At 73.1% G+C, this 24852-nt stretch carries 22 protein-coding genes and 1 tRNA gene; 5 read left to right on the top strand and 18 right to left on the bottom strand.

Annotated features, from left to right (window positions below; genetic code table 11):
* The first annotated feature begins 86 nt into the window (after positions 1-86).
* On the top strand, positions 87-491 hold the full coding sequence (locus tag ACIRNI_RS13705) for a globin (RefSeq protein WP_403551223.1): 405 nt from the start codon (positions 87-89) through the stop codon (positions 489-491).
* 89 nt (positions 492-580) lie between these two features.
* On the opposite strand, the gene ACIRNI_RS13700 is transcribed toward ACIRNI_RS13705, so the two are convergent.
* The 7 genes from ACIRNI_RS13700 to ACIRNI_RS13670 form a co-directional block, all read right to left on the bottom strand.
* On the bottom strand, positions 581-1252 hold the full coding sequence (locus ACIRNI_RS13700; RefSeq protein WP_403551221.1) for a hypothetical protein: 672 nt from the start codon (positions 1250-1252) through the stop codon (positions 581-583).
* Positions 1249-1722 carry an acyl-CoA thioesterase gene (locus ACIRNI_RS13695; RefSeq protein WP_403551219.1) on the bottom strand — a complete coding sequence of 158 codons (474 nt, stop codon included), beginning with the start codon at positions 1720-1722 and terminating at the stop codon, positions 1249-1251. Before ACIRNI_RS13695 ends, ACIRNI_RS13700 begins: the two co-directional genes overlap by 4 nt.
* A 10-nt stretch (positions 1723-1732) precedes the next feature.
* Positions 1733-3397, bottom strand: coding sequence for an energy-dependent translational throttle protein EttA (gene ettA / locus ACIRNI_RS13690; RefSeq protein ID WP_403551217.1), 1665 nt, complete (start codon positions 3395-3397; stop codon positions 1733-1735).
* 164 nt (positions 3398-3561) lie between these two features.
* Positions 3562-4980 carry a Cys-Gln thioester bond-forming surface protein gene (locus ACIRNI_RS13685; protein ID WP_403551215.1) on the bottom strand — a complete coding sequence of 473 codons (1419 nt, stop codon included), beginning with the start codon at positions 4978-4980 and terminating at the stop codon, positions 3562-3564.
* Positions 4981-5228: 248 nt separating this feature from the next.
* Positions 5229-5675, bottom strand: coding sequence for a single-stranded DNA-binding protein (locus ACIRNI_RS13680; RefSeq protein WP_403551213.1), 447 nt, complete (start codon positions 5673-5675; stop codon positions 5229-5231).
* 180 nt (positions 5676-5855) lie between these two features.
* Complete coding sequence (locus tag ACIRNI_RS13675; RefSeq protein WP_403551211.1) at positions 5856-7580, bottom strand: GTPase; 1725 nt, start codon at positions 7578-7580, stop codon at positions 5856-5858.
* Positions 7577-9157, bottom strand: coding sequence for a dynamin family protein (locus ACIRNI_RS13670; protein ID WP_403551613.1), 1581 nt, complete (start codon positions 9155-9157; stop codon positions 7577-7579). Before ACIRNI_RS13670 ends, ACIRNI_RS13675 begins: the two co-directional genes overlap by 4 nt.
* Before the next feature lie 316 nt (positions 9158-9473).
* Here ACIRNI_RS13670 and ACIRNI_RS13665 point away from each other — a divergent pair.
* Positions 9474-9549: transfer RNA gene (locus tag ACIRNI_RS13665), tRNA-Arg, on the top strand.
* A 57-nt stretch (positions 9550-9606) separates the two neighbouring features.
* Here the strand turns inward: ACIRNI_RS13665 and ACIRNI_RS13660 are convergent.
* From ACIRNI_RS13660 to ACIRNI_RS13650, 3 genes are read right to left on the bottom strand one after another with little or no spacing between them, the layout of a single operon-like run.
* Positions 9607-9942: a GYD domain-containing protein gene (locus tag ACIRNI_RS13660; protein WP_403551209.1), complete on the bottom strand. Its 336-nt coding sequence runs from the start codon at positions 9940-9942 to the stop codon at positions 9607-9609.
* A 31-nt stretch (positions 9943-9973) separates the two neighbouring features.
* Positions 9974-10612 (bottom strand): class F sortase, encoded by a 639-nt coding sequence (locus tag ACIRNI_RS13655; RefSeq protein ID WP_403551207.1) that lies wholly within the window; start codon positions 10610-10612, stop codon positions 9974-9976.
* Positions 10613-10648: 36 nt separating this feature from the next.
* Entirely contained in the window at positions 10649-11374 is a 726-nt protein-coding gene (locus ACIRNI_RS13650; protein WP_403551205.1) for a DUF4142 domain-containing protein, read from the bottom strand.
* Between the two features lie 434 nt (positions 11375-11808).
* Here ACIRNI_RS13650 and ACIRNI_RS13645 point away from each other — a divergent pair, with 434 nt between their 5' ends.
* On the top strand, positions 11809-12522 hold the full coding sequence (locus ACIRNI_RS13645) for a DNA-binding response regulator (protein WP_355360806.1): 714 nt from the start codon (positions 11809-11811) through the stop codon (positions 12520-12522).
* Between the two features lie 76 nt (positions 12523-12598).
* Here the strand turns inward: ACIRNI_RS13645 and ACIRNI_RS13640 are convergent, their stop codons facing one another.
* Positions 12599-13468, bottom strand: coding sequence for an ABC transporter permease (locus tag ACIRNI_RS13640; protein ID WP_403551203.1), 870 nt, complete (start codon positions 13466-13468; stop codon positions 12599-12601).
* A complete protein-coding gene (locus ACIRNI_RS13635) occupies positions 13465-16173 on the bottom strand; it encodes an alpha/beta fold hydrolase (protein WP_403551611.1) in 2709 nt (902 codons plus the stop codon). The genes ACIRNI_RS13640 and ACIRNI_RS13635 overlap by 4 nt, the downstream gene beginning before the upstream one ends.
* Positions 16174-16306: 133 nt before the next feature.
* Between ACIRNI_RS13635 and ACIRNI_RS13630 the strand changes: the two genes are divergently transcribed.
* Both ACIRNI_RS13630 and ACIRNI_RS13625 read left to right on the top strand, forming a co-directional pair.
* Positions 16307-16741, top strand: coding sequence for a GNAT family N-acetyltransferase (locus ACIRNI_RS13630; RefSeq protein WP_403551201.1), 435 nt, complete (start codon positions 16307-16309; stop codon positions 16739-16741).
* Between the two features lie 74 nt (positions 16742-16815).
* Positions 16816-18006, top strand: coding sequence for a S8 family peptidase (locus ACIRNI_RS13625; protein ID WP_403551198.1), 1191 nt, complete (start codon positions 16816-16818; stop codon positions 18004-18006).
* A 4-nt stretch (positions 18007-18010) separates the two neighbouring features.
* On the opposite strand, the gene ACIRNI_RS13620 is transcribed toward ACIRNI_RS13625, so the two are convergent.
* From ACIRNI_RS13620 to iolC, 6 genes are all read right to left on the bottom strand, one after another.
* Positions 18011-18610 (bottom strand): DUF4291 domain-containing protein, encoded by a 600-nt coding sequence (locus ACIRNI_RS13620; protein ID WP_403551196.1) that lies wholly within the window; start codon positions 18608-18610, stop codon positions 18011-18013.
* Positions 18611-18674: 64 nt separating this feature from the next.
* On the bottom strand, positions 18675-20177 hold the full coding sequence (gene mmsA / locus ACIRNI_RS13615) for a CoA-acylating methylmalonate-semialdehyde dehydrogenase (protein WP_403551194.1): 1503 nt from the start codon (positions 20175-20177) through the stop codon (positions 18675-18677).
* 22 nt (positions 20178-20199) lie between these two features.
* On the bottom strand, positions 20200-22089 hold the full coding sequence (gene iolD, locus ACIRNI_RS13610) for a 3D-(3,5/4)-trihydroxycyclohexane-1,2-dione acylhydrolase (decyclizing) (RefSeq protein WP_403551192.1): 1890 nt from the start codon (positions 22087-22089) through the stop codon (positions 20200-20202).
* On the bottom strand, positions 22086-22904 hold the full coding sequence (iolB, locus tag ACIRNI_RS13605; RefSeq protein ID WP_403551190.1) for a 5-deoxy-glucuronate isomerase: 819 nt from the start codon (positions 22902-22904) through the stop codon (positions 22086-22088). Before iolB ends, iolD begins: the two co-directional genes overlap by 4 nt.
* A 30-nt stretch (positions 22905-22934) precedes the next feature.
* Positions 22935-23846 carry a deoxyribose-phosphate aldolase gene (locus tag ACIRNI_RS13600; protein WP_403551189.1) on the bottom strand — a complete coding sequence of 304 codons (912 nt, stop codon included), beginning with the start codon at positions 23844-23846 and terminating at the stop codon, positions 22935-22937.
* Positions 23843-24802 carry a 5-dehydro-2-deoxygluconokinase gene (gene iolC / locus ACIRNI_RS13595; RefSeq protein WP_403551187.1) on the bottom strand — a complete coding sequence of 320 codons (960 nt, stop codon included), beginning with the start codon at positions 24800-24802 and terminating at the stop codon, positions 23843-23845. Before iolC ends, ACIRNI_RS13600 begins: the two co-directional genes overlap by 4 nt.
* Positions 24803-24852: the final 50 nt, after the last annotated feature.

Below are 24852 nucleotides of genomic sequence, written 5' to 3'. Positions count from 1 at the left end.
ACGTCCACTTTCCTGCGGGCGGGGAGCAGAAGCGAGCAGGACCTAGGACCCGGGACCTGGGCCGGTCCGTCTGAGACCATGGACGGGTGATTGAGATTCCGCGTGGCACGCTTCAGGAGCAGACGTTCTACGAGCAGGTCGGCGGCGAGGAGACCTTCCGGCGCCTCGTCCGCCGTTTCTACGAAGGTGTCGCCGAGGACCCGGTGCTGCGGCCGATGTACCCGGAGGAGGACCTGGGTCCGGCCGAGGAGCGGCTCGCGCTCTTCCTGATGCAGTACTGGGGCGGCCCCCGCACCTACAGCGACCACCGCGGTCACCCGCGGCTGCGGATGCGCCACGCGCCGTTCACCGTCGACAAGGCCGCGCACGACGCCTGGCTGAAGCACATGCGCGCCGCCGTGGACGAGCTCGGGCTGTCCGAGGAACACGAGCGGCAGCTATGGAACTACCTGACGTACGCCGCGGCGTCGATGGTCAACACCGCGGACTGAGCCCCCGTCCCCCTTACCGCTGGTTGACCACCGCTGGTCGACCACCGCTGATCAACCATCGCTGGTTGGCTACCGCTGATTGACCCTGCTTACCGCTGGTGGGGGACCGCGGTGACGGTCAGGCCGCCGAGACCGCCCGCCGCGCGGACCGCGACCGAGCCGAAGGGCGTCCGCAGGCGGACCCAGGCTCCGGCGCCGAGCAGCGCCACCGGCACCTCGTGCGAGGGCAGGAAGCCCAGCGCCTGGGCGGCGTGGACGGCGCGCAGCGGCAGGCCCGTCGAGCCGATCGTCCGGGACCAGATCTCGCGGCCGATCCGGTCGCGCTCCGCACGGGTCCGGTGCTCGGCCGGCAACGCCTCGTCCCGTGCCCGGAATTCGGCCACCGCGGCGGCGACAGCGCCGCGCAGCTCGCCGGCGTCCGGCAATCCGGGTATCTCACTCCAGCCGCCGCGCGGGGGCAGCAGCCCGGTCCAGGGCGGTCCGGTGACGGGTGCCGGCACCATCGCCTTGCCCGCCGACTCCTCGATGCCCTCCAGGAGCTGACCGGCGGAGACGGTGATGTCCAGCGGCGCCTCGTCCATGAGCGTGGCCGTGCGGATGGCCAGCACCTCGAAGGACGGCGGGCGCCCGAACACGGCCAGGGCCCCGCCGGCCGCCTGGAGGCGGACGACGGCGGCCCGGTCGTAGTGGATCAGCCGGGCCAGGAAGGCGGCGAGGTCCGCCGCCTCCCTGGCGTCGGCGAAGTGCAGCGGCGCCGTCATACGGCCGCGGCCTCCCCCGGCGCCGGGGCCTGTGCCGACGCCCGGGCCGGCTGCGCGTGCATGCCGTCGTCCACGTACTCCTCCAGGAACGACCGCTCCTCCGCGGTGATGCGGCGCGGCCGCTGCGCCTCCAGGTCGAACGGCACGACGACCGTCGAGGCGCGCACGTACACCTGGTCGGGATCCTTGACCTCGTACGCGATCGTCAGCGACGCCGCGCCGATCTTGGTGACCCAGGACTCGATGGTCACCGGCTCGTGCCGGTGGACCAGCGGCCGTACGTAGTCGATCTCGTGCCGGGCGACGACCGACCCGCCGGAGAACGACGGCGAGCCGTTGCCCGGCGCCAGCCGGAACATGAAGTCGATGCGGGCCTCCTCCAGGTAGCGGAGGAAGACCACATTGTTGACGTGCCCGAAGGCGTCCATGTCCGACCAGCGCAGCGGGCACCGGTAGATGTGACGAGCCACTGCCTCCGCCTCAGCCCCGGGTGAGCTTCTTGTGCGTGGCGCGGTGCGGACGGGCGGCGTCCGGGCCGAGGCGCTCGATCTTGTTCTTCTCGTACGACTCGAAGTTGCCCTCGAACCAGAACCACTTGGAGTCGCCCTCGTACGCCAGGATGTGCGTGGCGACCCGGTCCAGGAACCAGCGGTCGTGGGAGACGACCACGGCCGCGCCCGGGAACTCCAGCAGCGCGTTCTCCAGGGAGGACAGGGTCTCGACGTCGAGGTCGTTGGTGGGCTCGTCGAGGAGCAGCAGGTTGCCGCCCTGCTTGAGGGTCAGCGCCAGGTTCAGGCGGTTGCGCTCACCGCCGGAGAGGACGCCGGCCGGCTTCTGCTGGTCCGGGCCCTTGAAGCCGAACGCGCTGACGTAGGCGCGCGACGGCATCTCGACCTGGCCGACGTTGATGTAGTCGAGCTCGTCGGAGACGACGGCCCACAGCGTCTTCTTCGGGTCGATGTTGGCGCGGGACTGGTCGACGTAGCTGATCTTGACGGTCTCGCCGACCTTGATCGAGCCGGAGTCGGGCTGCTCCAGGCCCTGGATCATCTTGAACAGCGTGGTCTTGCCGGCGCCGTTCGGGCCGATGACGCCCACGATGCCGTTGCGCGGGAGGGAGAAGCTCAGGTCCTCGATGAGGACCTTGTCGCCGAAGGCCTTGCTGAGCTTCTCGACCTCGACGACGACGCTGCCCAGGCGCGGGCCCGGCGGGATCTGGATCTCCTCGAAGTCCAGCTTCCGGGTCTTCTCCGCCTCGGCGGCCATCTCCTCGTAGCGGGCGAGACGGGCCTTGGACTTGGCCTGGCGTCCCTTGGCGTTGGAGCGGACCCACTCCAGCTCTTCCTTGAGCCGCTTGGCGCGCTTGGCGTCCTTCTGGCCCTCGACCTTGAGACGGGTCTGCTTGGTCTCCAGGTACTTGGAGTAGTTGCCCTCGTAGGGGTAGGCGCGGCCGCGGTCGAGCTCGAGGATCCACTCGGCGACGTTGTCGAGGAAGTACCGGTCGTGGGTGATGGCGACGACGGTGCCGGCGTACTTGGCGAGGTGCTGCTCCAGCCACTGCACGGACTCGGCGTCCAGGTGGTTGGTGGGCTCGTCGAGCAGCAGCAGGTCGGGGGCCTCCAGCAGCAGCTTGCAGAGCGCGACGCGGCGCTTCTCACCACCGGAGAGGTTGGTGACCTGCCAGTCGCCGGGCGGGCAGCCGAGGGCGTCCATGGCCTGCTCGAGCTGGGCGTCGAGGTCCCACGCGTTGGCGTGGTCGAGCTGCTCCTGGAGCTTGCCCATCTCCTCCATGAGCTCGTCGGTGTAGTCGGTCGCCATCTGCTCGGCGATCTCGTTGAACCGGTCGAGCTTGCCCTTGATCTCGGCGACACCGTCCTGGACGTTCTCCAGGACCGTCTTCGTCTCGTCGAGCGGCGGCTCCTGGAGGAGGATGCCGACGGAGTAGCCGGGCGAGAGGAAGGCGTCGCCGTTGGACGGCTGCTCCAGGCCCGCCATGATCTTGAGGACGGTGGACTTACCGGCGCCGTTCGGGCCGACCACACCGATCTTCGCACCGGGCAGGAAGCTCAGCGTCACGTCATCGAGGATGACCTTGTCGCCGTGCGCCTTGCGCGTCTTGCGCATCGTGTAGATGTACTCAGCCAAGAGAAACCGTCCGGCAATCCGTGAGTGGGCAGATACACCCCATCTTGCCTGACGTCCATCCCTCGATGGAAACCAGTTCGTGAGGGGGCGGGTGGGGGGAGCGGTGGCGCGCCGCCGTTGGGCCCGCCGTCACCGGCGGATCGTCACCGCCCGCGCGCGGTGCGTCACGACTTCTTGCGGAGGAAGAGCACCGCCGCCCCGCCGACGAGCAGGAACGCGATGGCCGTCCCGGCGATCATGGGCGTGGCGCCGGACGCGCCGGTCTCGGCGAGGTCCAGGTCGGTCTCGCCGCCCGCCGCGGCCGTCCCGGCGCCGGTGGTGGCACCGCCGGACAGGGGGCTGGGCTGTGAGCCCGGCTGCCCGGCCAGGGTGGCCGTGCCGCCGGTGGTCTTGCAGTCGAGGACGCCCTTGAAGGTCTTGGTGAAGCCGCCGGGCGCGGTGACCGTGAGGTGGTACGCCTGGTCCTCGGCGACCGGGACCGTCACCGTCTTCGTCCCACCCGCCTCGATCGCGTACCGCAGGCCCATGAGCTCGAAGGAGAAGGGGGCGTCGCCCTTGTTGGTGGCGGTGATGTCCACGCCGCCCTTGGCGCAGTTCTTCCGGGCGGAGAGTGCCGGTATGGCACCCGTGGTGGCCCAGGTGGCGGTGGCCGTCGCGGAGACGGTCGACTTGCTGGACCCGGCGAGGATCTGCGTCTGGCTCCTGGTGACCCCGGCGAACGCGCGGCCCACCGGTACGGAGGTGGTGGCCTGCACGCTCAGCGCGGCGGTCCCGTCGGCGGCGCCCGCGGGCACGTCGAAGTAGAGGCTGCTGCCGTTGACGGCCGAGTCGACCGGCTTCCCGGTGGCGTCGGTGATCCTGATGCCGCTGGCGGCGGCGTCGGCGGGCGGGCTGACCGCGACGCGGTCGGCGTTGGTGCGCACGGTGACCGGTCCGAGCCGGGTGCCGGCCGGGCCGGAGACCGCGCCGGGCTCCAGGCTGAGCGAGGCCGCGGGCTCGGCGACACTGCCGGCCTCCCCCTGCAGCCAGTCGGCGAGCTTCTCGGCGGCCGGGTCGAGCGCCTCGACCTCGGCCCCGTCCGAGTACCGCCAGATCGCCACCTGGGTGCCGGCGGCGGCCGTCTCCGGCGTGAGCGGCCCGGTGCCGGCCTCCTTGGCGAGGCCCACGAGGTCGTCGACCTGCGGGTAGGAGTGCTGGAGGATCCAGCGGATCCGGCCCGCGTCCTTGTTTCCGCCGAGGGAGGTCTGGTCCCAGGAGGTCTCCAGGTACCTGGCCTTCTCCTGGGTGGGGTTGTGTACGTCGATGCAGTACGTCTTGAGGGTGCCGCCGCCGTCGACGGTCATCTCGAAGAGGCCGGCGGGGAGCTGCTGCGTCTGGTTGCCGAGGTGCAGGACGGCCTGGTGGAAGGTGGTCAGGCCGTTGAGGGTGGCTGCCGCTCCCCCCTGGTGCTGGGGCGCCTCGTCGGCGGCGGCGGGGGTCACGCCGGCGGCGGCGCCGGCCGCCACCAGTCCGGACGCGACGGCCGCGGCGGCGAAGCGGGCGGCGCGGCGCTTCCGCCTCCGTACACAAAACGCAGCAAACACAGAATTCCCCTCTGGGCGAGGTGCTGTCGCGCGGGACGCGTGGGGGGTGTGCCTCGCCTGCCGACTCAAGTGGCCCGTGGGTACCAGGAGCACTCCGGTGATCCTAAAGAGGCGACCCGACACAGTCCCCTGTCATACCGTCAGATAACCATTCCGAATCGCAATCGTTATCGCCGCGCGGTGGCGCGCCGGAAATAGCCCGTTCCCGGGCCCGTTCCCGGGCCCCTTCCCGACCGCGCGTGACCCCGTCATCCGCCGAACTCCCCGGCGGAGGCGGTGTTCGGCGCCATTTCACCATCAGCGATGCCCTCTTGACGCTCCGTCAGGTGCGGATCGGGGCGCGCCGCTCGTCTGAACGCCGACGTGCCGCGCGTCAGGTCGTGCCCCGCCGCCACCGCGTCGATGTCGACGAACGTCCTGCGCTGGCCCTCCCACTCCTCCTCCCGCACCTTCAGCCGGCCGTGGACCACCAGCGGATCGCCGACGGCGACGGACGCGGCGAGGTTCGCGCCGAGCGTCCGCCAGGCGCTCACCGAGTAGAAGCTGGTCGGCCCGTCGACCCAGGTCGCCTTCTCGCGGTCCCACCGCCGCGCCCGCGCCGCGAGCCGGAACTTCGCCACTCCGCCGGCCGCGGTGTCCCGGTAGTCCACGCTCGTCGCCACATTGCCCACGACGGTCACCATCGTCTCGGCCATGACGCCCACCCCGTCTCTTTTCTCCGCCCGCCGGCCCCGCACCGGCTGTCGACGTCACCCATGCTGGCCGCCGCTGCGAATTCCCGCTGACGGGTGTGGACAACGCCGGGCCTGTGCACAACTCCGTCACCCACACGGGCGAGTCCCCCGCGCCGCCGCCGGGGGCCACCGCGGCCTCCGTCACCCCACCCGGCGGCCCGCCTCCACCGTCGCGTACTGCTCGCGCACCTCGCGGTAGCGCATGAGCTCGGAGGCGATCGGGTCGAGGACCATCGCCCGCCCGCACCCCGCCGCCGCCTCGCGCAGCCGCCGCTCGGTCTCCTGGCCGTACCGGCGCGCGGGCCCCCGGGCCGCCGCCGCGCAGCCCCACTCCACCAGCGGCCCGCCGACGACGCCGGACAGCATGATCAGCACGGGCACCATGAGCCCCGGCTCCAGCACACCGACGATCTGCCCCACCAGCCACAGCCCGCCGTAGAACTGGAGCAGCGTCATCGCCGCCTGCGCCAGCACCGCCGCCGGCCACCAGGCGGGGCGCGGCGGCTTGCCGTCCCGCCCCGGCCGACCGACCGTCGCCGCCAGCTCGTCCAGCGCCTCCGGCAGCCCCTGCGCCCCGCGCACCGCCGCCTCGCGCACGGCCTGCGCCCACGGCGCCGGAAGCCCGCGCGAGGCCTCGTCCGCGACCACGCGTACGGCCTGCTCCACGCGCTGCCGCGCCGTGAGCTCGTCCTCCACGGGCGTCTCGGCGTCGCCTTGCGTCTGTGTACCGCCCGGCGTACGCACCCGCTCGTACCAACGCCACAGCCGGAGCCACGGTGTCCCGCACGCGCGTCCGGCGTTGCGGCGCCACTCGCGTTCGGCGGCCTCGCCCGCGGCGTGGGCGCCGACGGCGACCGCGAGCCGGGCCCCGAAGTCCTCGCGGGACCGCTCGCCGAGCCCGGGCCGGCCGTCGGCGACGTACACGGGGCGCAGCCGCCGCGCCGTCGCGTCCACGTCCGCCGACAGCCGCCGCTGGGCGGCGTTGCGCTGCTGGACGAACGCGCCGAGCATCTCGCGCAGTTCGCCGACGCCCTCCCCGGTGAGCGCCGACAGGGCGAGGACCGTGGCGCCGGGCTCGCCGTGCTCGCCGAGCGCCATCCCGTCCTCGTCGAGGAGCCGCCGCAGGTCGTCGAGGACCTGGTCGGCGGCGTCGCCGGGAAGCCGGTCCACCTGGTTGAGGACGACGAACGTCACCTCCGCGTGCCCGGCGAGCGGCCGCAGGTAGCGCTCGTGCAGCGCGGCGTCCGCGTACTTCTCCGGGTCGACCACCCAGATCACCGCGTCCACCAGGGCCAGCAGCCGGTCGACCTGCTCCCGGTGGGCGGTGACCGCCGAGTCGTGGTCGGGCAGGTCGACCAGGACCAGGCCCTGGAGCGCCTCGTCGCCGACCCCGCCCGCCAGGGGCCTGCGGCGCAGCCGTCCCGGGATGGCGAGCCGGTCCAGCAGCCCGCCCGCGCCCTCGGACCAGGCGCACGCGATGGGCGCGGAGGTGGTCGGCCGGCGCAGGCCGGTCTCCGAAACCGGTACCCCTGCCAACGCATTGATCAAAGTTGACTTCCCGCTCCCTGTGGCACCGGCGATGGCGACCACCGTGTGCCGGGAGGAGAGCCTCTGACGGGCCGACGCCTCCTCCAGGACGCGTCCCGCCTCGGCCAGCGTGTGGCCGTCCAGCCGGGTCGCCGAGAGCCCCACCAGCTTGCGCAGGGCGTCGAGCCGGCCGCGCAGGGCGGTCGCGTACGGGCCGGTCGGCGCCTGCGGGTCGTCCGGGGCGGCATCCTCCTCCCCCGTCACCGCCTGCTGCTCCTGCACACGCCGGGCGATGAGCCCGTCGTCCCAGCGTTCCTCCACGGTGCTCACCGCGGTCACCTCTCCCTCTGGAGGACGGACAGCGCGGCGATCAGCTCGGCCTGCGGCTCTGGTGTGATGTCCAGCCGGTCGAGCGGTGCGAGGCGCCGGTCCCTCTCCTCGTGCAGTACGCGGTCGATGTACGTCTCCACCAGCTCGCCGCCCCGGTCGCGCAGCCTCAGCGCGCCCTGCGCGCCGAGCAGTTCGGCGAGCCGCTCCCCCGCGCCGCGGGTGCGGCGCGCGCCGAGGAGCGCGGCCGCCAGCAGCGCGGCGACGGTGTCGGCGTCGGGGGCGGCGGAGCGCTCCATGCGCCGCACCTCCTCCTCGGCGAGCTCCTCCAGCACGCGCCGCCAGCGCCGTACAGCCATCCCGATCCGCTCGCCGGCCTCCGCGTCGGGCGGCGCCTGCCCGCCGCCGACGGCCCCGGCGGCCGGTTCTCGCCGCCAGGCTTCCTGTACGTGCTCGTCGGCGGCGGCGACGGCGCACTGCAGCAGCGCGCCGAGCGACTCGGTGAGCGAGTCCAGCAGTTCGGCGGCCGTGCAGTCGCGGGGATAGGCGCGCCAGCGCGTGCGCGCGTCCCCGGCGAGGACGGCCCCGCGCCCCAGCTCCCGGCGTACACGCTCGCCCTCCTTCTCGTACGCCGCCTCCACGGTGCCGGAGAGCCGTACGGCGGCGGCGTACTGCGCGGCGACGGCGCCGGCCAGCTCGGGCATGCGCAGGCGCAGCGAGTCGATGACGCCCTTGGCGGTCCGCCCGACGGCCTGGCGGCGGGCGGCCGGGTCCTGGGCGTGGTACGCCAGCCAGGCACGCAGCGCGGCCACGGCGTTCTCCGGCAGCAGTCCGCTGCCGCCGCCGGCCGATTCGGGCAGCTCGGGGATGGTGAAGCGCGGTACGTCCCCGAGCCCGGCCCTGGCCAGGAGGGCTTCGTACTGGCGTGACACCTCGCCGATCACCTGGTGGGGGACCCGGTCGAGGACGGTGACCAGCATGGCGTCGTACTCCTTGGCGGTACGCAGCAGATGCCACGGCACGGCGTCGGCGTAGCGCGACGCGGTGGTGACCATCACCCACACGTCGGCGGCGCACATCAACTCGGCGGCCAGTTCCCGGCTCTCGACGACGAGGGAGTCGATGTCGGGGGCGTCGAGGAGGGCGAGCCCGCGCGGCAGGCTGTGTGCGGTCTCGACGCGCAGCGCCTTCTCGCCGGTGGGCTCCTGTTCGCCGTCCTCGGGCACCCACACACGGGTGAGGTGCGGCAGCACCCGCATCCCGGCGAACCAGTGGTGGTCTTCGGGGTGGCAGACGAGGACGGGCGTCCGCGTGGTGGGCCGCAGCACCCCGGCCTCGCTGACGCGTCGCCCGACCAGAGAATTGACGAGCGTCGACTTCCCCGCCCCGGTGGAACCGCCGATGACGGCGAGCAAGGGCGCTTCGGGCTCTTTCAGCCGTGGCACCAGATAGTCGTCGAGCTGCGCGAGCAGCTCGGCCCGCGTCTGCCGGGCCCGCGGCGCCCCTGGAAGGGGAAGGGGAAGACGCACGGCGGCGACACGGTCGCGCAGGGCGGAAAGTGCGTCGATGAGCTGAGGCCGTACGTCCAAGGTCACCACATGCGAAGAATGCCCAATTTCGGCACGCTTTTGAAGCGTATGCACGCCTCTGCGCGCCGATCAAGGGCAGGGGACACACGGGACGAGTGGGACGCAGGCATAACGAGTGCACAACACCCGGCGCGCGTGGCGCAAAAAGCGCTGCGAGAATCGCACCTGCCTGCGATTATCGGTTCGCTTCACCGAACCTCCACATCGTGCCACGCAGGTGAAGCGACCGGGCCAAGGGGATCGGAGCCCTATCCTTGTGCCCGGCAAGGTCACGGACCACCCGACCAGGGGCTCCAGGCCACCCAGGCCACCACCGGCCCCCGTAGCTCAGTGGATAGAGCAGGCGCCTTCTAAGCGCTTGGCCGCAGGTTCGAGTCCTGCCGGGGGCGCCACTGACACGAGCCCGTACGAGCCCGCATCTCACCGGCGTCGACCAACCGCTCTGCGGCTCAGCCGCGTTGGGCTCCCGGAGGCCGGTACGCGATCCGCTCCGCCTTGCGCAGGGCGTCCAGGGTCTCGTCGACCGTCAGGAGCACGGTCGTCTCGAACGAGCTGAGCGCGCCGCCTCCGCTGATCGCCAGGGCGACCGCGGCCATGGAGACGTTGTCCGGCGCTTCCCACAGGGTGTAGCCGTCATGGGTGCCGAAGGCGTACCAGAAGCCGTGCAGCGTGCCGCCGACGGACTCGATGTACGTCCGGGCGGCCTCGGTGCGGTCCTCGGGGTGGCCGATCATCCTCGCCCACGTCTGGGGCGTGTAACCGAACCTCGACAGGTAGAGCGGCATCGTTTCCCTCTCTCGTTTCGGGGGTTCGCTCTCAGCGCGGTACGCCGTAGAGGACGAGGTTGTCGGCGTACGCGTGGGCGTCCGGGTCGAAGAGGCCCGCGCAGGTCACCAGGGCGAGTCGCGGGACGCCGTCGGCGCTGAAGAGGTCGGTGGGGAGGTCGGCCTTCGGGTACGTACGGCGGGCGACGATCTCGTACGTGTGCCGGGCGCCGTCGGCCGTGGTGACGTGGACGCGGGCGCCGATCGGGACCTCGTGCAGCGCTTCCAGGGGGCCCGCGCCTTCGTCCGCCGAGTCGAGGTGACCGGCGAGAAGGAGCGTGCCCCGGGTGGCGCCGGGGTGGGCGCCGAGGGCCCACCAGCCCAGGCGGGCCGGGGATTCCGGTACGGCGAGGACGCCATTGGTGTCGGCGGTGACGGGGTCGACCGGGGTCCGTTCGACATGGCCAGGAATGGCGAGGGTGAGGGGTGGGGAGGCGGCGTGGGCGGCGCCGCCGGCGGAGGTGGCCGACGGGAGCGCCCCCGCGTCGGGCGCGCGGACGGCGGGGTCCGCGGCCGCCCCCGGCCACAGGCAGGTCAACGCGACCGAGGCGGCCGCGGCGAGCCCGGCCCAGACCAGCAGCCGGTCGGGGCCGGGCTCACCGCGCAGCCAGAGGCCGCCCTTGTCCGTCACGGGCGCAACCACCGTCGACGCCGGCGGCCGACGGCGTCAGCGGCCGTCGTTGCGGCGGATGCGGTTCGCGGCCCAGAAGGCGCCGCCCGCGACGAGGACGCCGCCGAGCGCGAGCGCGGGCACGGCGAGCATCACCGGCACGTCGGCCGCGAGGGCGACCTGTCCGCCATTGCCCGCGTGGATCGACTTCGGCGTGGTCGCGGCGTCGGCCGCGGCGCCGTGGCAGGTGCCGCCGCGCACCATGTCCAGGTGCATGGCGACGACCGGCCGCGCCGACTTGGCGGCGGCGGTCACCTCGGCGTTCTTGCCGTGGGCCACCTGGTGGTCGATCATCGACAGCGTCTTCTCGTGGGCCGCGGACTGGGCCTGGAGCCAGGCGGTGTCATACGCGCTGGTGCCGGCCTTCTTCATCACGTTCGCGAGCGTCCCCTGCTGCTCCGCCGTGGGGGCGAGGGGCAGGTCGACGCCGAGCTTGTCGGCGAGGGACTTGGTCGCGGCGTCCATCTTGGTGTGGTCGCGGACCAGGACCTTGCCGACGTTCTTGACGCACTCGGTGGTGGCATTCTTCTGGGCGTCCTGGCCGGCGGCGATCTCCGCCAGGTTGCCCTGGTGGGAGGCGCGCAGGAAGGCGTTGTCGACGGGCAGCGCGCTCGCGTCGCCGTTGGCGAACGCGGGGGCGGCGGCGCCTGTGGCTATGCCGCCGAGGGTCAGGCAGGCGAGGGCCGTGGCGGCCCAGCGTCGGGGGGAGCGGGAGCGGATCACGATGTCTTGTCCGTTTCTCGTCGATCTCGTCGGTCTCGCCGAGCTCGTCCGTCTCGTCGATCGGTCCGTGACCCTTCCGGGCGAGGGTCCACGGTCACCATCCGAAACCGGCCGTGCGCCGCCCGCCATCGGCGCTACTGCAAACGGAGCACCACCGACCGATCGCCGCTTGTCCGGCGATGGCTTGGACTCGCCAACCCCTGAACTGGGTCTTGTCACCGTGCGCAGTCACGTGCGTACATGGAGTTGCGTACGTTTCAAGGGGATGACGGGGGTGGTCAGCCGTGGCGAACGCTCCGAGCTCTGTGCTCGGCCGAACGGCTCCGAGAGACACGTCGACGTCTACGCCGGTGCGAGCGGTGTCACCGCGGTCACCTCGGCGCGTGGCGCCTTTCATACCGCAACAGGCAGCAGCACAGCAGGCGACGCAGCAGATGACACGTCAGCAGGTACCGCACCAGGCACCGCCGCGGCAGGAACCGCGACCGGCGGGGCAGTCGGTGCGCGGTACGCGGCAGATCTGCGCGGCGCTCGCGGCGCTCGCCGAGTCCGCCCGCCGAGAGCTGCTGACCTTCGACGACCCGGCCGCGTGCCTCGGGCAGTCGATCCCTCAGCCCTTCCTGGAGCTCGCCGGCGCGTGCGTGCGCACCGCGACCGAGCGGGTGGAGCGGGTGGGCACGGTCCGCCAGATCGTGCCGCGGCACGCGCTGGACCGGGTGACGGCCGCCGACGTCACCGCGGCGGCGCGGCTGACGGGGCGGGCGCGGCTGACCGAGTCGATCCCGTTCAAGATGATCGTCGTGGACCGTACGGTCGCGGCGGTCCCGCTCGACCTCGAGCTCCTCTACAACGGTCTGCTGCTGATCCGCGACCCCGTGATCGTCCAGGCGCTGGTGCGCGCGCACCACGCCTGGTGGGAGGCGGCCGACGACGTGACGGCGACGCCCGCCCCACCGGGCTCGCTGCCACCGCACCTGCGGCCGGTCCTGGAGGCCCTGCTGGCCGGGCTCACCGATGAGACGGCCGCCGCCCGGCTCGGGATATCGGGGCGTACGTACAGCAGGCGCGTGGGCGAGTTGCTCGCCGCCCTCGGCACGACGAGCCGCTTCCGGGCGGGAGCGGAAGCGGCCCGCCGCGGATGGGTCTGACCTCCAAGTCCGGAGCCGGAGGCGTGTGCGGCCGGGCGCGGCCGGGCGTGGTGATCCCCGGTGGGCGAGACGCTCCCTAGGACACGATGTCCTTGCGGGCGAAGCCCCGGAAGGCGAGCGCGAAGAGCACGACGGCGTACGTCACCGACACCGCCGCGCCCTTGGCCATGCCGCCCCACTCCAGGTGCGGCTGGAGGGCGTCCGCCCAGGCGAACTGCCAGTGTGCGGGCAGGTAGTCCCGCCAGGAGCCGAGTGCCGTCACCGCGTCCAGCACATTGCCGATGATCGTCAGCCCGACCGCGCCGCCGACCGCGCCGAGCGGTGCGTCGGTCCTGGTCGACAGCCAGAAGGCGAGCCCTGCCGTGACCAGTTGGGAGACGAAGATGTACGCCACGACCAGCGCCAGCCGCGGCAGTGTGTCCGCCGTGGCCAGGGAACCGCCCGTGGGCAGCCGCAGCGGCCCCCAGCCGTAGGCCAGGGTGCCCACGGCGAGCGCCACCAGGGGCAGCAGCACCATCGCCGCCGCGCTGAAGGCGAGCGCCACGGCCAGCTTGGACCACAGCAGCCGGGCGCGCGGCACCGGCGCGGCGAGGAGGTAGCGCAGCGACGACCAGCTCGCCTCCGATGCCACGGTGTCCCCGCAGAACAGCGCCACCGGGATCACCAGCAGGAAGCCGGCCGAGACGAACAGGCAGGTCGCGGCGAAGTTGGCGCCGGACGCGGTCGCCGTGTCCATCAGCGTGATCCGGGTGTCGCCCGGACCGTCCGGACCGCCGCCGATCGCGAAGGCGACGACCAGGACGAAGGGCAGGGCAGCCAGGATTCCGCCCATGACCAGGGTGCGGCGCCGCTTCAGCTGGCGTACGGCTTCGACGCGCAGCGGCAGGGTGTGCCGGGCCCGGTAGCCGGGTGCGGCGGTCGTGGTCTTGGCCGTGGTGGTCGTCACGCGGGTCCTCCTCCGATCAGGGTGAGGAACGCGTCCTCCAGGCGGCGGTGCGGCCCGACCCCGGTCAACGGCAGGTCGAGCCGGACGAGTTCGGCGAGCAGGGCGGCCGTGGTGGTCGTGCCGTCCAGGCGTACCAGCAGCCCGCCGTCGGTGCGCACGGCCGAGTCGACGCCCGGCAGCGCGCCGACCTTCTCGACCAGCGGCTCCGGCACCTCGCCGTCCGTGGTGACGAGCAGGGTGTCGCCCGCGCCGGTGATCTCCGCGACCGGGCCCGCCTGGACGAGCCGGCCGCGGTCCATGACGACCAGGTGGGTGCAGGACTGCTCGACCTCGGAGAGGAGGTGGGAGGAGACGATGACGGTCCGGCCCCCGGCCGCGTACCGGATCATCACGTCGCGCATCTCGCGGATCTGCGGCGGGTCGAGTCCGTTGGTGGGTTCGTCGAGGATGAGGAGGTCCGGCAGGCCGAGCATGGCCTGGGCGATGGCGAGCCGCTGCCGCATGCCCTGCGAGTACGTGCGCACGGCGCGGGCCAGGGCTTCGCCGAGGCCCGCGATCTCCAGGGCCTCCTCCAGGTGCGCGTCCTCGGCGGGGCGGCCGGTGGCGCGCCAGTACAGCTCCAGGTTCTCGCGGCCGGACAGGTGCGGCAGGAAGCCCGCGCCCTCGACGAAGGCGCCCACCCGGGACAGGACGGGTGCGCCGGGCCGGATCGCGTGGCCGAACACGCGGATCTCGCCGGCGTCGGGGGTGATCAGGCCCATGAGCATGCGCAGGGTGGTGGTCTTGCCGGCGCCGTTGGGCCCGAGGAGCCCGAGGACCTGGCCCTTCTCGACGCGGAACGACAGGTCGCGGACGGCATACCGCTCGGCGGACTTGGCGTACCGCTTCGTCAGGCCGCTGATGGTGAGGGGGACGTCGGCGAGCGCCGGGTCGGGCGCGGGCGCGGCGGTGCGGCGGCGGGCGGTGAGCAGCAGGGCGGCGGCGATCAGGGCGCCGGCGGCCGGCAGGCCCCACACCCACCACGGCAGGCCCACCGCCTGCGTGCGGACACCGGGCGCGGTGGGGACGGACAGCCCGCTCGCCGGCTCGACGGTGTACGTCGCGGGGGCCGCCGGGGAGGCGTAGGCGAGGTCCGTGGCGGCGAGGACGAGCCGCAGCCGGTGCCCGGCCTCGACCTCGTGGTCGATGGCGGGGAGCGTGAGCTCGACGTCCTTGCCCTTCGCGGCCCCCTCGATGCGCACCGGGGCGACGAGCTGGGCGGGCAGCACCTGGCCGCGGCCGTCGGGGCCGACGTCGTACACCTTGGCGAAGAGGACCGCTTCTCCGCTGTCGGAGGCGACCTTGACGCGGACGGTGGGCGAGCCGGTGACGCGCAGGGTCTTGGTCAGGGGTGCCGTTTCGAAGCGGGCGTGCTGCCCGGGGAAGTCGAGGGAGAGGCCGACGCCGAAGGAGGAGAACCGGGACAGTCCGGCGCCGATGCCGGGCACGGTGGAGATGGCGGGCGGGTTGGCGCCTGCGGGGTTGCGGAAGGTCTGCGGGGGGCCGGTGAGGGCGAGGGTGCGGGCGCCGCCGCGCAGCCCCGGGTAGGTGTCGGCGGTGGCGCCGCGCAGCTGGGCCTGCCCGTCGGTGGAGTCGACGCCGCCGGTGCGGCTGACGCGGAAGGCGGGGCCGGTGTCGGCGCCGGTGTCCTGCTTGAGGTGCCGGTCGAACCAGTCGGTGATGCGCGCTTCGACGCGGGCGGTCTCGCGGTCGCCGCCGTCGTGCCCGCCGGCGATCCAGTCGACGGCGACGGGTGCGCCGTTGGCGCGGATCGTCCGGGCCATGGCGTCGGCGTGCGACAGCGGGAAGAGGGAGTCGGACTGCCCCTGCACGATGAGCGCGGGCACCTTGATGCGCCCGGCGACAGCGGAGGGGCTGCGCGCGGCGAGCAGCTCGCGCGCCGCCGCGTCCGGCTTCCCGGCGACGGCGACCCGCTCGTACATGCGGCACAGCTCGTCCTGGAACCGCCCGCAGGCACCGGCCCCGGCGCCCCGGGACGCGGGGCCAGGGCCCGGGCCCGGGCCCGCGGTGTCACCGGTGCCCGCGGTGTCCGTGGAGGCCGCGGTGCCGGTGGAGAAGAAGATCCCCGCCCAGAGCTTCTTGAAGACGCCGTCGGGGAAGAGGGCGTCGGAGAGGTTCCAGTAGGCGATCTGCGGGGCGACCGCGTCGACCCGCTTGTCGTGGCCGGCGGCGAGGAGCGAGATCGCCCCGCCGTACGAGGAGCCCGACATCCCCACGCGCGGGTCGCCCGGGGCGTCGAGCCGGACCTCGGGGCGCTGGGCGAGCCAGTCGATGAGCCGCGAGACGTCCTTGACCTCGAACTCCGGGTCGTTCAGGCCGATCCGCCCGGTGGAGGCGCCGAAGCCGCGCGCGGACCAGGTCAGCACGGCGTAGCCGTCCTTCGCCAGCCGCTCCGCCTGGGCGCGTACGTCGTCCTTGCTGCCGCCGAAACCATGGCCGAGGAGCACGGCGGGGCGGCGGCCGGCGTCGGGACCGGAGGTGAAGAACGACGTGTCGATCCTCGCCCCCGGCATCTCCAGCACCCGGTCCTCGCGGTGCGGGGCGGGCTCGTCGTCCGAGGCGACGGCGGTCCACGTCCCGGCGCCGGCGAGCAGCACGACGGCGGAGACGAGGGCCCACGCGGCGCGGCGTAGTCGGATCTGCATGCCTGGCATGCCTAGACCCTAAGGGCCGCCGGGCCCGCCCGTCCGCTGCCGCCGGGCGGAGCCGGCAGACCTCCTTGGGGCGTACGCACTACCGTCGCCGTACACCAGCCGCGGTATGCCAGGAGGGCCCTCGATGGAGATCCGACGCGCCACGACCGTCGCCGAACTCGTCGCCGCCGAGCACCTCTACGACGGCCCGGCGCGCCCCGAGTGGGCCGAGCGGTTCCTCGCCGCGCCCGGCCACCTGATGCTGATCGCGTACGCGGACGACGGCGTGCCGGCCGGGATGGTGTCGGGCGTCGAGATGCTCCACCCCGACAAGGGCGCGGAGATGTGCCTGTACGAGCTGTCCGTCGACGAGCGGTTCCGGCGGCGCGGCATCGGCCGGGCGCTGACCGAGGCGCTCGCCGCCGCGGCCCGTGCGCGCGGCTGCTACGACATGTGGGTCGGCGTGGACACGGACAACGACCCCGCCCTGGCGACGTACCGCTCGGCGGGCGCGGCCGACGATGGAGAATTCGCCATGCTGACGTGGGAATTCGGCGACGAAGTGAGGAGGAGCGACTAGCAGTCTTGTGCGGTACATGACCAGCCGAGACGCTGTGGGGCCGTCCGGTAGAAGAAAGGTCAGGTGCCCCCGAGATGAGAGCCCCCTCCCGCAGGCCCCGGCGCCGCGTCGGCGCGCTGATACCCGTCATCGCCCTCACGGCCGGTCTGCAGTTCGCCGCCACCCCCACCGCACAGGCGGTCCAGGTCGGCGACCTCCGTCTCGCCCCCGCGGAAACCGCCGTTCCCCACAGCTGGATCGTCGTCCTCAAGGACGGCTCCACCCGCGCCGCCGACCTCGGCGTCACACCGAAGCACGAGTACCGCAGCGCGCTCGACGGGTTCTCCGCCACCATGTCCCGGGCGAAGGCGGAGGCCCTCGCCGCCGACCCGAGGGTCGCGTACGTCGAGCAGAACGAGACCGTCCGCCTCAACGCGACCCAGGCGAACGCCACCTGGGGCCTCGACCGCGTCGACCAGCGCAGCCTGCCGCTGTCGACGACGTACACGTACGACACCTCCGCGTCGAACGTGAACGCGTACATCATCGACACCGGCATCCGCACCTCGCACAGCGAGTTCGGCGGGCGGGCCGTGGTCGGCACGGACACCGTCGGCGGCGGGCAGAACGGCCAGGACTGCCAGGGCCACGGCACGCACGTCGCCGGCACGGTCGGCGGGAGGACGTACGGCGTGGCGAAGGCCGCCAAGCTGGTCGCGGTCCGCGTGCTGGACTGCAACGGCTCGGGCACCACGGCCGGGGTCATCGCGGGCGTGGACTGGGTGACGGCCAACGCCGTCAAGCCCGCGGTCGCCAACATGAGCCTGGGTGGCGGCGCCAACACCTCGCTCGACAACGCCGTCAAGCGGTCGATCGCGTCGGGCGTCTCGTACACGATCGCCGCCGGCAACGGCAACATCCTGGGCCTGCCGGAGAACGCCTGCGCCACCTCCCCGGCCCGCGTCCCCGAGGCCATCACCGTCGGCGCGACCGACAGCGCCGACCGGCGTGCCTCCTTCTCCAACTACGGCACCTGCCTGGACCTCTTCGCGCCCGGCGTGAAGATCACCTCGGCCTGGCGCACCGGCGACACGGCGACGAGCACCCTCTCCGGCACGTCGATGGCGGCCCCGCACACGGCGGGTGTGGCGGCCCTGTACCTGGCGAAGAACCCGACCGCGTCCCCGGCCCAGGTGAGCGCCGCGCTGGTGAACAACGCGACGAGCGGCAAGGTGCAGAACGCCCTCACGGGCTCCCCGAACAGGCTGCTGCACTCCCTGTTCTAAGCCTTCACGGCACCAGGTGCCCGAGGAGCTCCGCACCCGCCGGGTACGGGCGCTCCTCGGGCATCAGCCGTGCCGCGCCCTCCAGGTCCCCGTCCCGCACCAGGGCGTGGATCTCGTGCGCGAGCGGTGTCACGTCCCGGATGGAGACCGTCCACTCGTCGGCGTACCGTGTCGACGCCTCCCCCGACAGGCCCAGCTGGAGTGAGCGGTACGGCAGCGGCGACAGGTGCAGGTCCCGTTCGGGGTCCCACTGGACGCGAGCCGGCGACCGGCGCAGCTGCCGCTTCCAGTCGGCCTGGTCGGGGTGGAGGCCCCGCTGGTAGTGGGACAGGCAGGAGTGGCGCAGCGCCCACTCGAAGCCCTCGCGGCTGATCTCGACGGCGAGGACCGTCTCCTGGCCTTCCTTGGTGGCCCAGCCGCAGCGGTACATCATCCACAGGAAGCTGGGCTTGATCCACGTCATCCGGTCCCGCTTCCAGGCGGCCGGGAAGCGGCCGTCGCGGGCGGCGGGGCCACCGATGGCGGGCCTGTAGGCCTGGTAGACGGTGATCGTGTCCTCGGTGTGGAGGGCGCGGATGCGGTACTTCGGTTCGCTCTCGTTCATCCCCGCAAGGATCAACGGCCGACCCCGGTCGGGGCCAGCCGTTTTCTCCGGACCGCCGAAGCCGTCAGTGGTTGCGCGGGAAGCCCAGGTCCACGCCCGCCGGGGCCTCGGACGGGTCGGGCCAGCGGGTGGTGACGACCTTGCCGCGCGTGTAGAAGTGCACGCCGTCGTTGCCGTAGATGTGGTGGTCGCCGAAGAGGGAGTCCTTCCAGCCGCCGAAGGAGTGGTAGCCGACGGGGACCGGGATCGGCACGTTCACGCCGACCATGCCCGCCTCGACCTCCAACTGGAAGCGGCGGGCGGCGCCGCCGTCGCGGGTGAAGATGGCGGTGCCGTTGCCGAACGGCGAGTCGTTGATGAGGCGGACGCCGTCCTCGTAGGTGTCGGCGCGCAGCACGCACAGCACCGGGCCGAAGATCTCGTCGCGGTACGCGTCGGAGTCGGTCGACACCTTGTCGAGCAGGGACAGGCCGATCCAGTGGCCGTTCTCGTAGCCGTCCACCGAGTAGCCCGTGCCGTCGAGGACGACCTCCGCGCCCTGGGCGGCGGCGCCGGTGACGTACGAGGCGACCTTGTCGCGGTGGGCGGCCGTGATCAGCGGGCCCATCTCGGAGGCGGGGTCGGTGCCGGGGCCGATCTTGATCTTCTCGGCGCGCTCGCGGATCTTCTCCACGAGCTCGTCGCCGATGGCGCCGACCGCGACGACCGCCGAGATCGCCATGCAGCGCTCGCCCGCCGAGCCGTACGCCGCCGAGACCGCCGCGTCGGCGGCCGCGTCGAGGTCGGCGTCCGGGAGGACGAGCATGTGGTTCTTGGCGCCGCCGAGGGCTTGGACGCGCTTGCCGTTGGCGGAGGCGGTGGTGTGGATGTACCTGGCGATCGGCGTGGAGCCGACGAAGGAGACGGCGGCGACGTCCGGGTGCTCCAGCAGGGCGTCGACGGCCACCTTGTCGCCGTGGACGACGTTGAGCACGCCGTCGGGCAGACCGGCCTCGGAGGCCAGCTCGGCGAGGAGGTTCGCGGCGGACGGGTCCTTCTCGCTGGGCTTCAGCACGAAGGTGTTGCCGCAGGCGACGGCCAGCGGGAACATCCACATCGGCACCATCGCCGGGAAGTTGAACGGCGTGATGCCGGCGACCACGCCGAGCGGCTGGCGGATGGCGGCGACGTCGACCCGGTTGGAGACCTGGGTGGACAGCTCGCCCTTGAGCTGGACGGTGATCCCGCAGGCCAGCTCGACGATCTCCAGGCCGCGCGCGACCTCGCCCAGCGCGTCGGAGTGGACCTTGCCGTGCTCGGCGGTGATCAGGTCGGCGATCTCGCTGCGGTGGGCGTCCAGCAGCGCGCGGTACTTGAACAGGATGCCGGTGCGCTGCGCCAGCGAGGAGGTGCCCCAGGTGGCGTACGCGGCCTTGGCGGAGGCGACGGCCGCGTCGACCTCGTCGGCCGAGGCGAGCGCGACCCGCGTGGTGACGGCGCCGGTCGCCGGGTCGGTGACCGGGCCCCAGTTGCCCGACGTGCCCTCGACGGTCTTGCCACCGATCCAGTGGTTGACGGTCTTCGTCATGACGAAAGCTCCTTCAGATGCTTCACAGGTGGCGGCGTCGGGCTGCGACATGCCGGTCGTACTCCTCGCGGGCCTTGACCGCCGCCGTGCGGGTCGCGGTCTCGGCCACGGGCACATCCCACCATGCCTCGGCGGGGGGCGCGCCCGACACTGTGTCTGCCGTTTCGGTCTCCACGTAGACACATGTGGGAACGGTCGCCGCCCGCGCTTCGGCGAGGGCTTCCCGCAGGTCACCGACGGTGTGCGCGCGCAGGACGCGCATGCCGAGGGAGGCGGCGTTGGCGGCGAGGTCGACCGGGAGCGGCTCTCCGGTGTACGTCGTGTCGGGGGCGCGGTAGCGGTAGGCGGTGCCGTACCGCTCGGCGCCCACGGACTCGGACAGGCCGCCGATGGAGGCGTACCCGTGGTTTTGGAGGATGACGACCTTGATGGGGACGCGTTCCTGGACGGCGGTGACGATTTCGGTGGGGTTCATCAGGTACGTACCGTCGCCGACGAGCGCCCAGACCGGGCGCCCGGGGGCCGCGAGGGCGACGCCGATGGCGGCGGGGATCTCGTATCCCATGCAGGAGTAGCCGTACTCGACGTGGTACTGGTCGCGGGAGCGGGCGCGCCACAGTTTGTGCAGGTCGCCGGGGAGCGATCCGGCGGCGTTGATCAGGATGTCGTCCCCGGTGACCAGGGTGTCGAGTACGCCGAGGACCTGCGGCTGGGTGGGGCGCGCGTCCTCGCTCCGCGGGGTGTAGGCGGCGGTGACGCGGGACTCCCAGTCGGCCTTGAGCCCGGCGTACTCGGCCGCGTACGACGGTGGGACGGTGTGCCCCGCCAGGGCGACGGTGAGGTGTTCCAGGCCCGCGCGGGCGTCGGCGACCAGCGGGAGGGCGGCCATCTTGTGGGCGTCGAAGCCGGTGACGTTGAGGTTGACGAACCGGACGCCGGGGTGGGCGAAGAGCGTCGAGGAGGCGGTGGTGAAGTCGGTGTAGCGGGTGCCGACGCCGAGGACGAGGTCGGCGGTGCGGGCGAGGTGGTCGGCGGTGGCGGTGCCGGTGTGGCCGATGCCGCCGACGTCGGCCGGGTGGTCGTGGGGCAGCGAGCCCTTGCCCGCCTGGGTCGAGGCGACGGGGATGCCGGTCGCGGCGGCGAAGGCCGCGAGGGCGGCTTCGGCGCGGCTGTGGTGGACGCCGCCGCCCGCGATGATCAGGGGCCGGTCCGCCGCCCTGACGGCGCGGGCGGCGGCGTCGAGCTCGGCCGCGTCGGGCTGGGGGCGGCGCACTCGCCAGACGCGTTCGGCGAAGAACTCCTCCGGCCAGTCGTGGCCTTCCGCCTGCACGTCCTGCGGCAGCGCCAGCGTGACGGCGCCGGTGGCGGCCGGGTCGGTGAGCACGCGCATCGCCTGGAGCGCGGCCGGGATCAGCGCCTCGGGGCGGGTGACGCGGTCGAAGTACGCCGAGACGGGCCGCAGCGTGTCGTTGACGGACACGTCACCCGCGTACGGGACTTCCAGCTGCTGGAGCACCGGGTCGGCGGGGCGGGTGGCGAAGGTGTCGCCGGGGAGCAGCAGCACCGGCAGGCGGTTGATGGTGGCGAGGGCGGCGCCGGTGACGAGGTTGGTGGCGCCGGGGCCGATGGAGGTGGTGACGGCGTGGGTGGACAGGCGGTTCGACTGGCGGGCGTGGCCGACGGCGGCGTGCACCATGGCCTGCTCGTTGCGGCCCTGGAGGAACGGCATGTCGTCGGCCGACTCGATCAGGGCCTGGCCGATGCCCGCCACATTGCCGTGGCCGAAGATGCCCCAGGTGGCGCTGATGAGGCGGTGGTACTGCCCGTCGCGCTCGGTGTACTGGCGGGCCAGGAAGGCGATGAGCGCCTGGGCCGTGGTGAGTCGTCGCGTACCGGTCGTGCGGCTGCTCATCGGTATCCCTCCGTGCGGTGGTCGGGATGGAAACGGATCCTCCACTCCCTCTCCTCCCCCGGTCCCGCCATGACGTTGAGGTAGTACATGGTGTGCCCCGGCTGCGCGATGGACGGGCCGTGCCAGCCGTCCGGTACGAGGACGGCGTCGCCGGTGCGGACCTCGGCGAGGACGTCGGCGCCGCCGGGGCGGGAGGGGGACACGCGCTGGTAGCCCAGCCCGCCGCCCTCGATCTCGAAGTAGTAGATCTCCTCCAGCTCCGCCTCCTCGCCGGGGAGGTGCTCGTCGTGCTTGTGCGGCGGGTAGGAGGACCAGTTGCCGCCGGGGGTGAGGACCTCGACGGCGATGAGCCGGTCGCAGTCGAAGGTGTCGGCGGCGGCGAAGTTGCGCACCTCGCGGGCGCAGGTGCCGCTGCCGCGTGCCTCGACCGGGACCTCCGGCGCGGGGCCGTAGCGAGCGGGGAGTCGTCGCTCGCACCTCGCTCCTGCCAGGGCGAAACGGCCTCCCGCGCCGGAGGCGATCTGGGCGTGGGCGTCGCGCGGTACGTACGCGAAGTCCGAGACGTCGCTGAACACGCTTGCGCGGCCCGCCAGTTCGAAGCGTTCGCCCCCGTCCACCTGCACCGTACAACCACCGGTGAGCGGAAGCACGATCCATTCGGTGTCGTGGGTGGCGAGTTCGTGCGCCTCGCCGGGGCCGAGGTCGAGGACCCGAAGGGCGGAGTGGGCCCAGCCCGCGTGCACGGGGTCGATGTGGAGGGCGTACGGGCCGTCGGCGGCCGCGCCCCTCGGTACGTACAGCTGCCGTTCGCGCATGGTCCTCGCGCACTCCTCGATGTCGTCGTCTCAGAGCAGGCCCACGGCCGTGTCGACGGCCGCCGCCACATCGTCGTCGGGCGGGTAGAGCAGTGAGCGTCCCACCACCAGGCCCTGGACGGTGGGCAGGTGGAGGGCTTTGCGCCACTTCTCGTACGTGGCGTCCTGGTCGCGGCCGACCTCTCCGCCGAGCAGCACGGCGGGCAGGGTGGAGGTCTCCATCACGCGTGCCATGGCGTCCGGGTCGTCGGTCACGGGCACCTTGAGCCAGGTGTACGCGGAGGTGCCGGCGAGACCGGAGGCTATGGCGATGGCCGTGGTCACGGCGTCGGCGCCGAGGTCGTTGCGCAGGCGGCCGTCCGGGTCGCGGCGGCAGAGGAACGGCTCGACGAAGACGGGCAGCCGGTACGCGGCCATGGCGTCGATGGCGCGGGCGGCGGAGTGGAGGGTGGTCAGGGAGCCGGGGTCGCCGGGGTCGATGCGCAGCAGCAGTTTCCCGGCGTCGAAGCGGAGGCGCGCGAGGTCCTCGGGGCGGGGGCCGGTGAAGCGGTCGTCGAGCTCGAAGGCGGCGCCGGCGAGGCCGCCGCGGTTCATGGAGCCCATGACGACCTTCTCTTCGAGGGCGCCGAGGAGGAGCAGGTCGTCGAGGATGTCGGCGGTGGCGAGGACGCCGTCGACGCCGGGGCGGGAGAGGGCGAGGCAGAGGCGTTCGAGGAGGTCGAGGCGGTTGGCCATGGCGAGCGGGCGGTCGCCGACGGCGAGGGCGCCGCGGGCGGGGTGGTCGGCGGCGACGATCATGAGGCGACCGTGACGGTCGGGGCGCTCGCGCCCGGTGGCGGGGGCGCGGAGGAGGGGCCTGCGCCGGCGGCGGGCGGCGGCCTCGGCGACGGCTTCGGGGTGGCGGGTGCGGACCGCGACGAGGTGCGCGAGGTCGACGCTCACGGCGTGCCGCCGCTCCCGAGCGCCTGCTCGACCTCCTCGGGGAACGGCATCGCGGAGGAGCACGCGAGGCGGGAGGCGACGAGGGCGCCGGCGGCGTTGGCGTACCGGACCGTCCGCTCCAGGTCCCAGCCGGCGAGCAGCCCGTGGCACAGCGCCCCGCCGAACGCGTCCCCCGCCCCCAGCCCGTTGACGACCTCGACCGGGACCGGCGGTACGTCGGCGGTCTCGCCGTCGGCGGCCATGGCGAGGACCCCCTTGGGGCCCTGCTTGACGACGGCGAGGCGGACACCCGCGTCGAGCAGCGCGCGGGCGGCGGCGTACGGCTCGCGCTCGCCGGTGGCGATCTCGCACTCGTCGAGGTTGCCGACGGCGACGGTGGCGTACCGGAGGGCCTCGCGGTAGTGCGGGCGGGCGCTGTCGGCGTCGGCCCAGAACATCGGCCGCCAGTCGAGGTCGAAGACGGTGGTGCCGCGCTTGGCCCGGTGTGCGAGGGCGGCGAGGGTGGCCGTGCGGCTGGGCTCGGCGGACAGGCCGGTGCCGGTGATCCAGAAGACGCGGGCGGCGGCGAGGGCGGCCAGGTCCAGCTCGTGCGGGTGGATCTCCAGGTCGGGGGCCTTGGGGTACCGGTAGAAGTAGAGCGGGAAGTGGTCGGGCGGGAAGATCTCGCAGAAGGTGAGCGGCGTCGGGTACGCCTCGACGGGCGTCACCCAGCGGTCGTCGACGTCGAACGCCCGCAGCTCCTGGTGGAGGTAGTCGCCGAACGGGTCGGCGCCCGTGCGGCTGATCAGCGCGGTGCGGCGGCCGAGCCGGGCGGCGGCGACGGCGACGTTGGCGGCGGAGCCGCCGAGGAACTTGCCGAAGGCGTCCACCTGGGCGAGGGGCACGCCCGTTCGCAGCGGGTAGAGGTCCACCCCGATGCGCCCCATGGTGATCAGGTCGTACGGATCGGTCGCCATCCATGCCCCCTTCACATCGGCCCCTTCACATCGGCACCGCGCTCAGGTCT

It is taken from the genome of Streptomyces sp. NPDC093546 (genome assembly GCF_044765045.1).
Taxonomy (GTDB): domain Bacteria; phylum Actinomycetota; class Actinomycetes; order Streptomycetales; family Streptomycetaceae; genus Streptomyces.
Note: the sequence above shows the minus strand (reverse complement) of the source record. Positions and strands in the feature narration are given on the sequence as shown.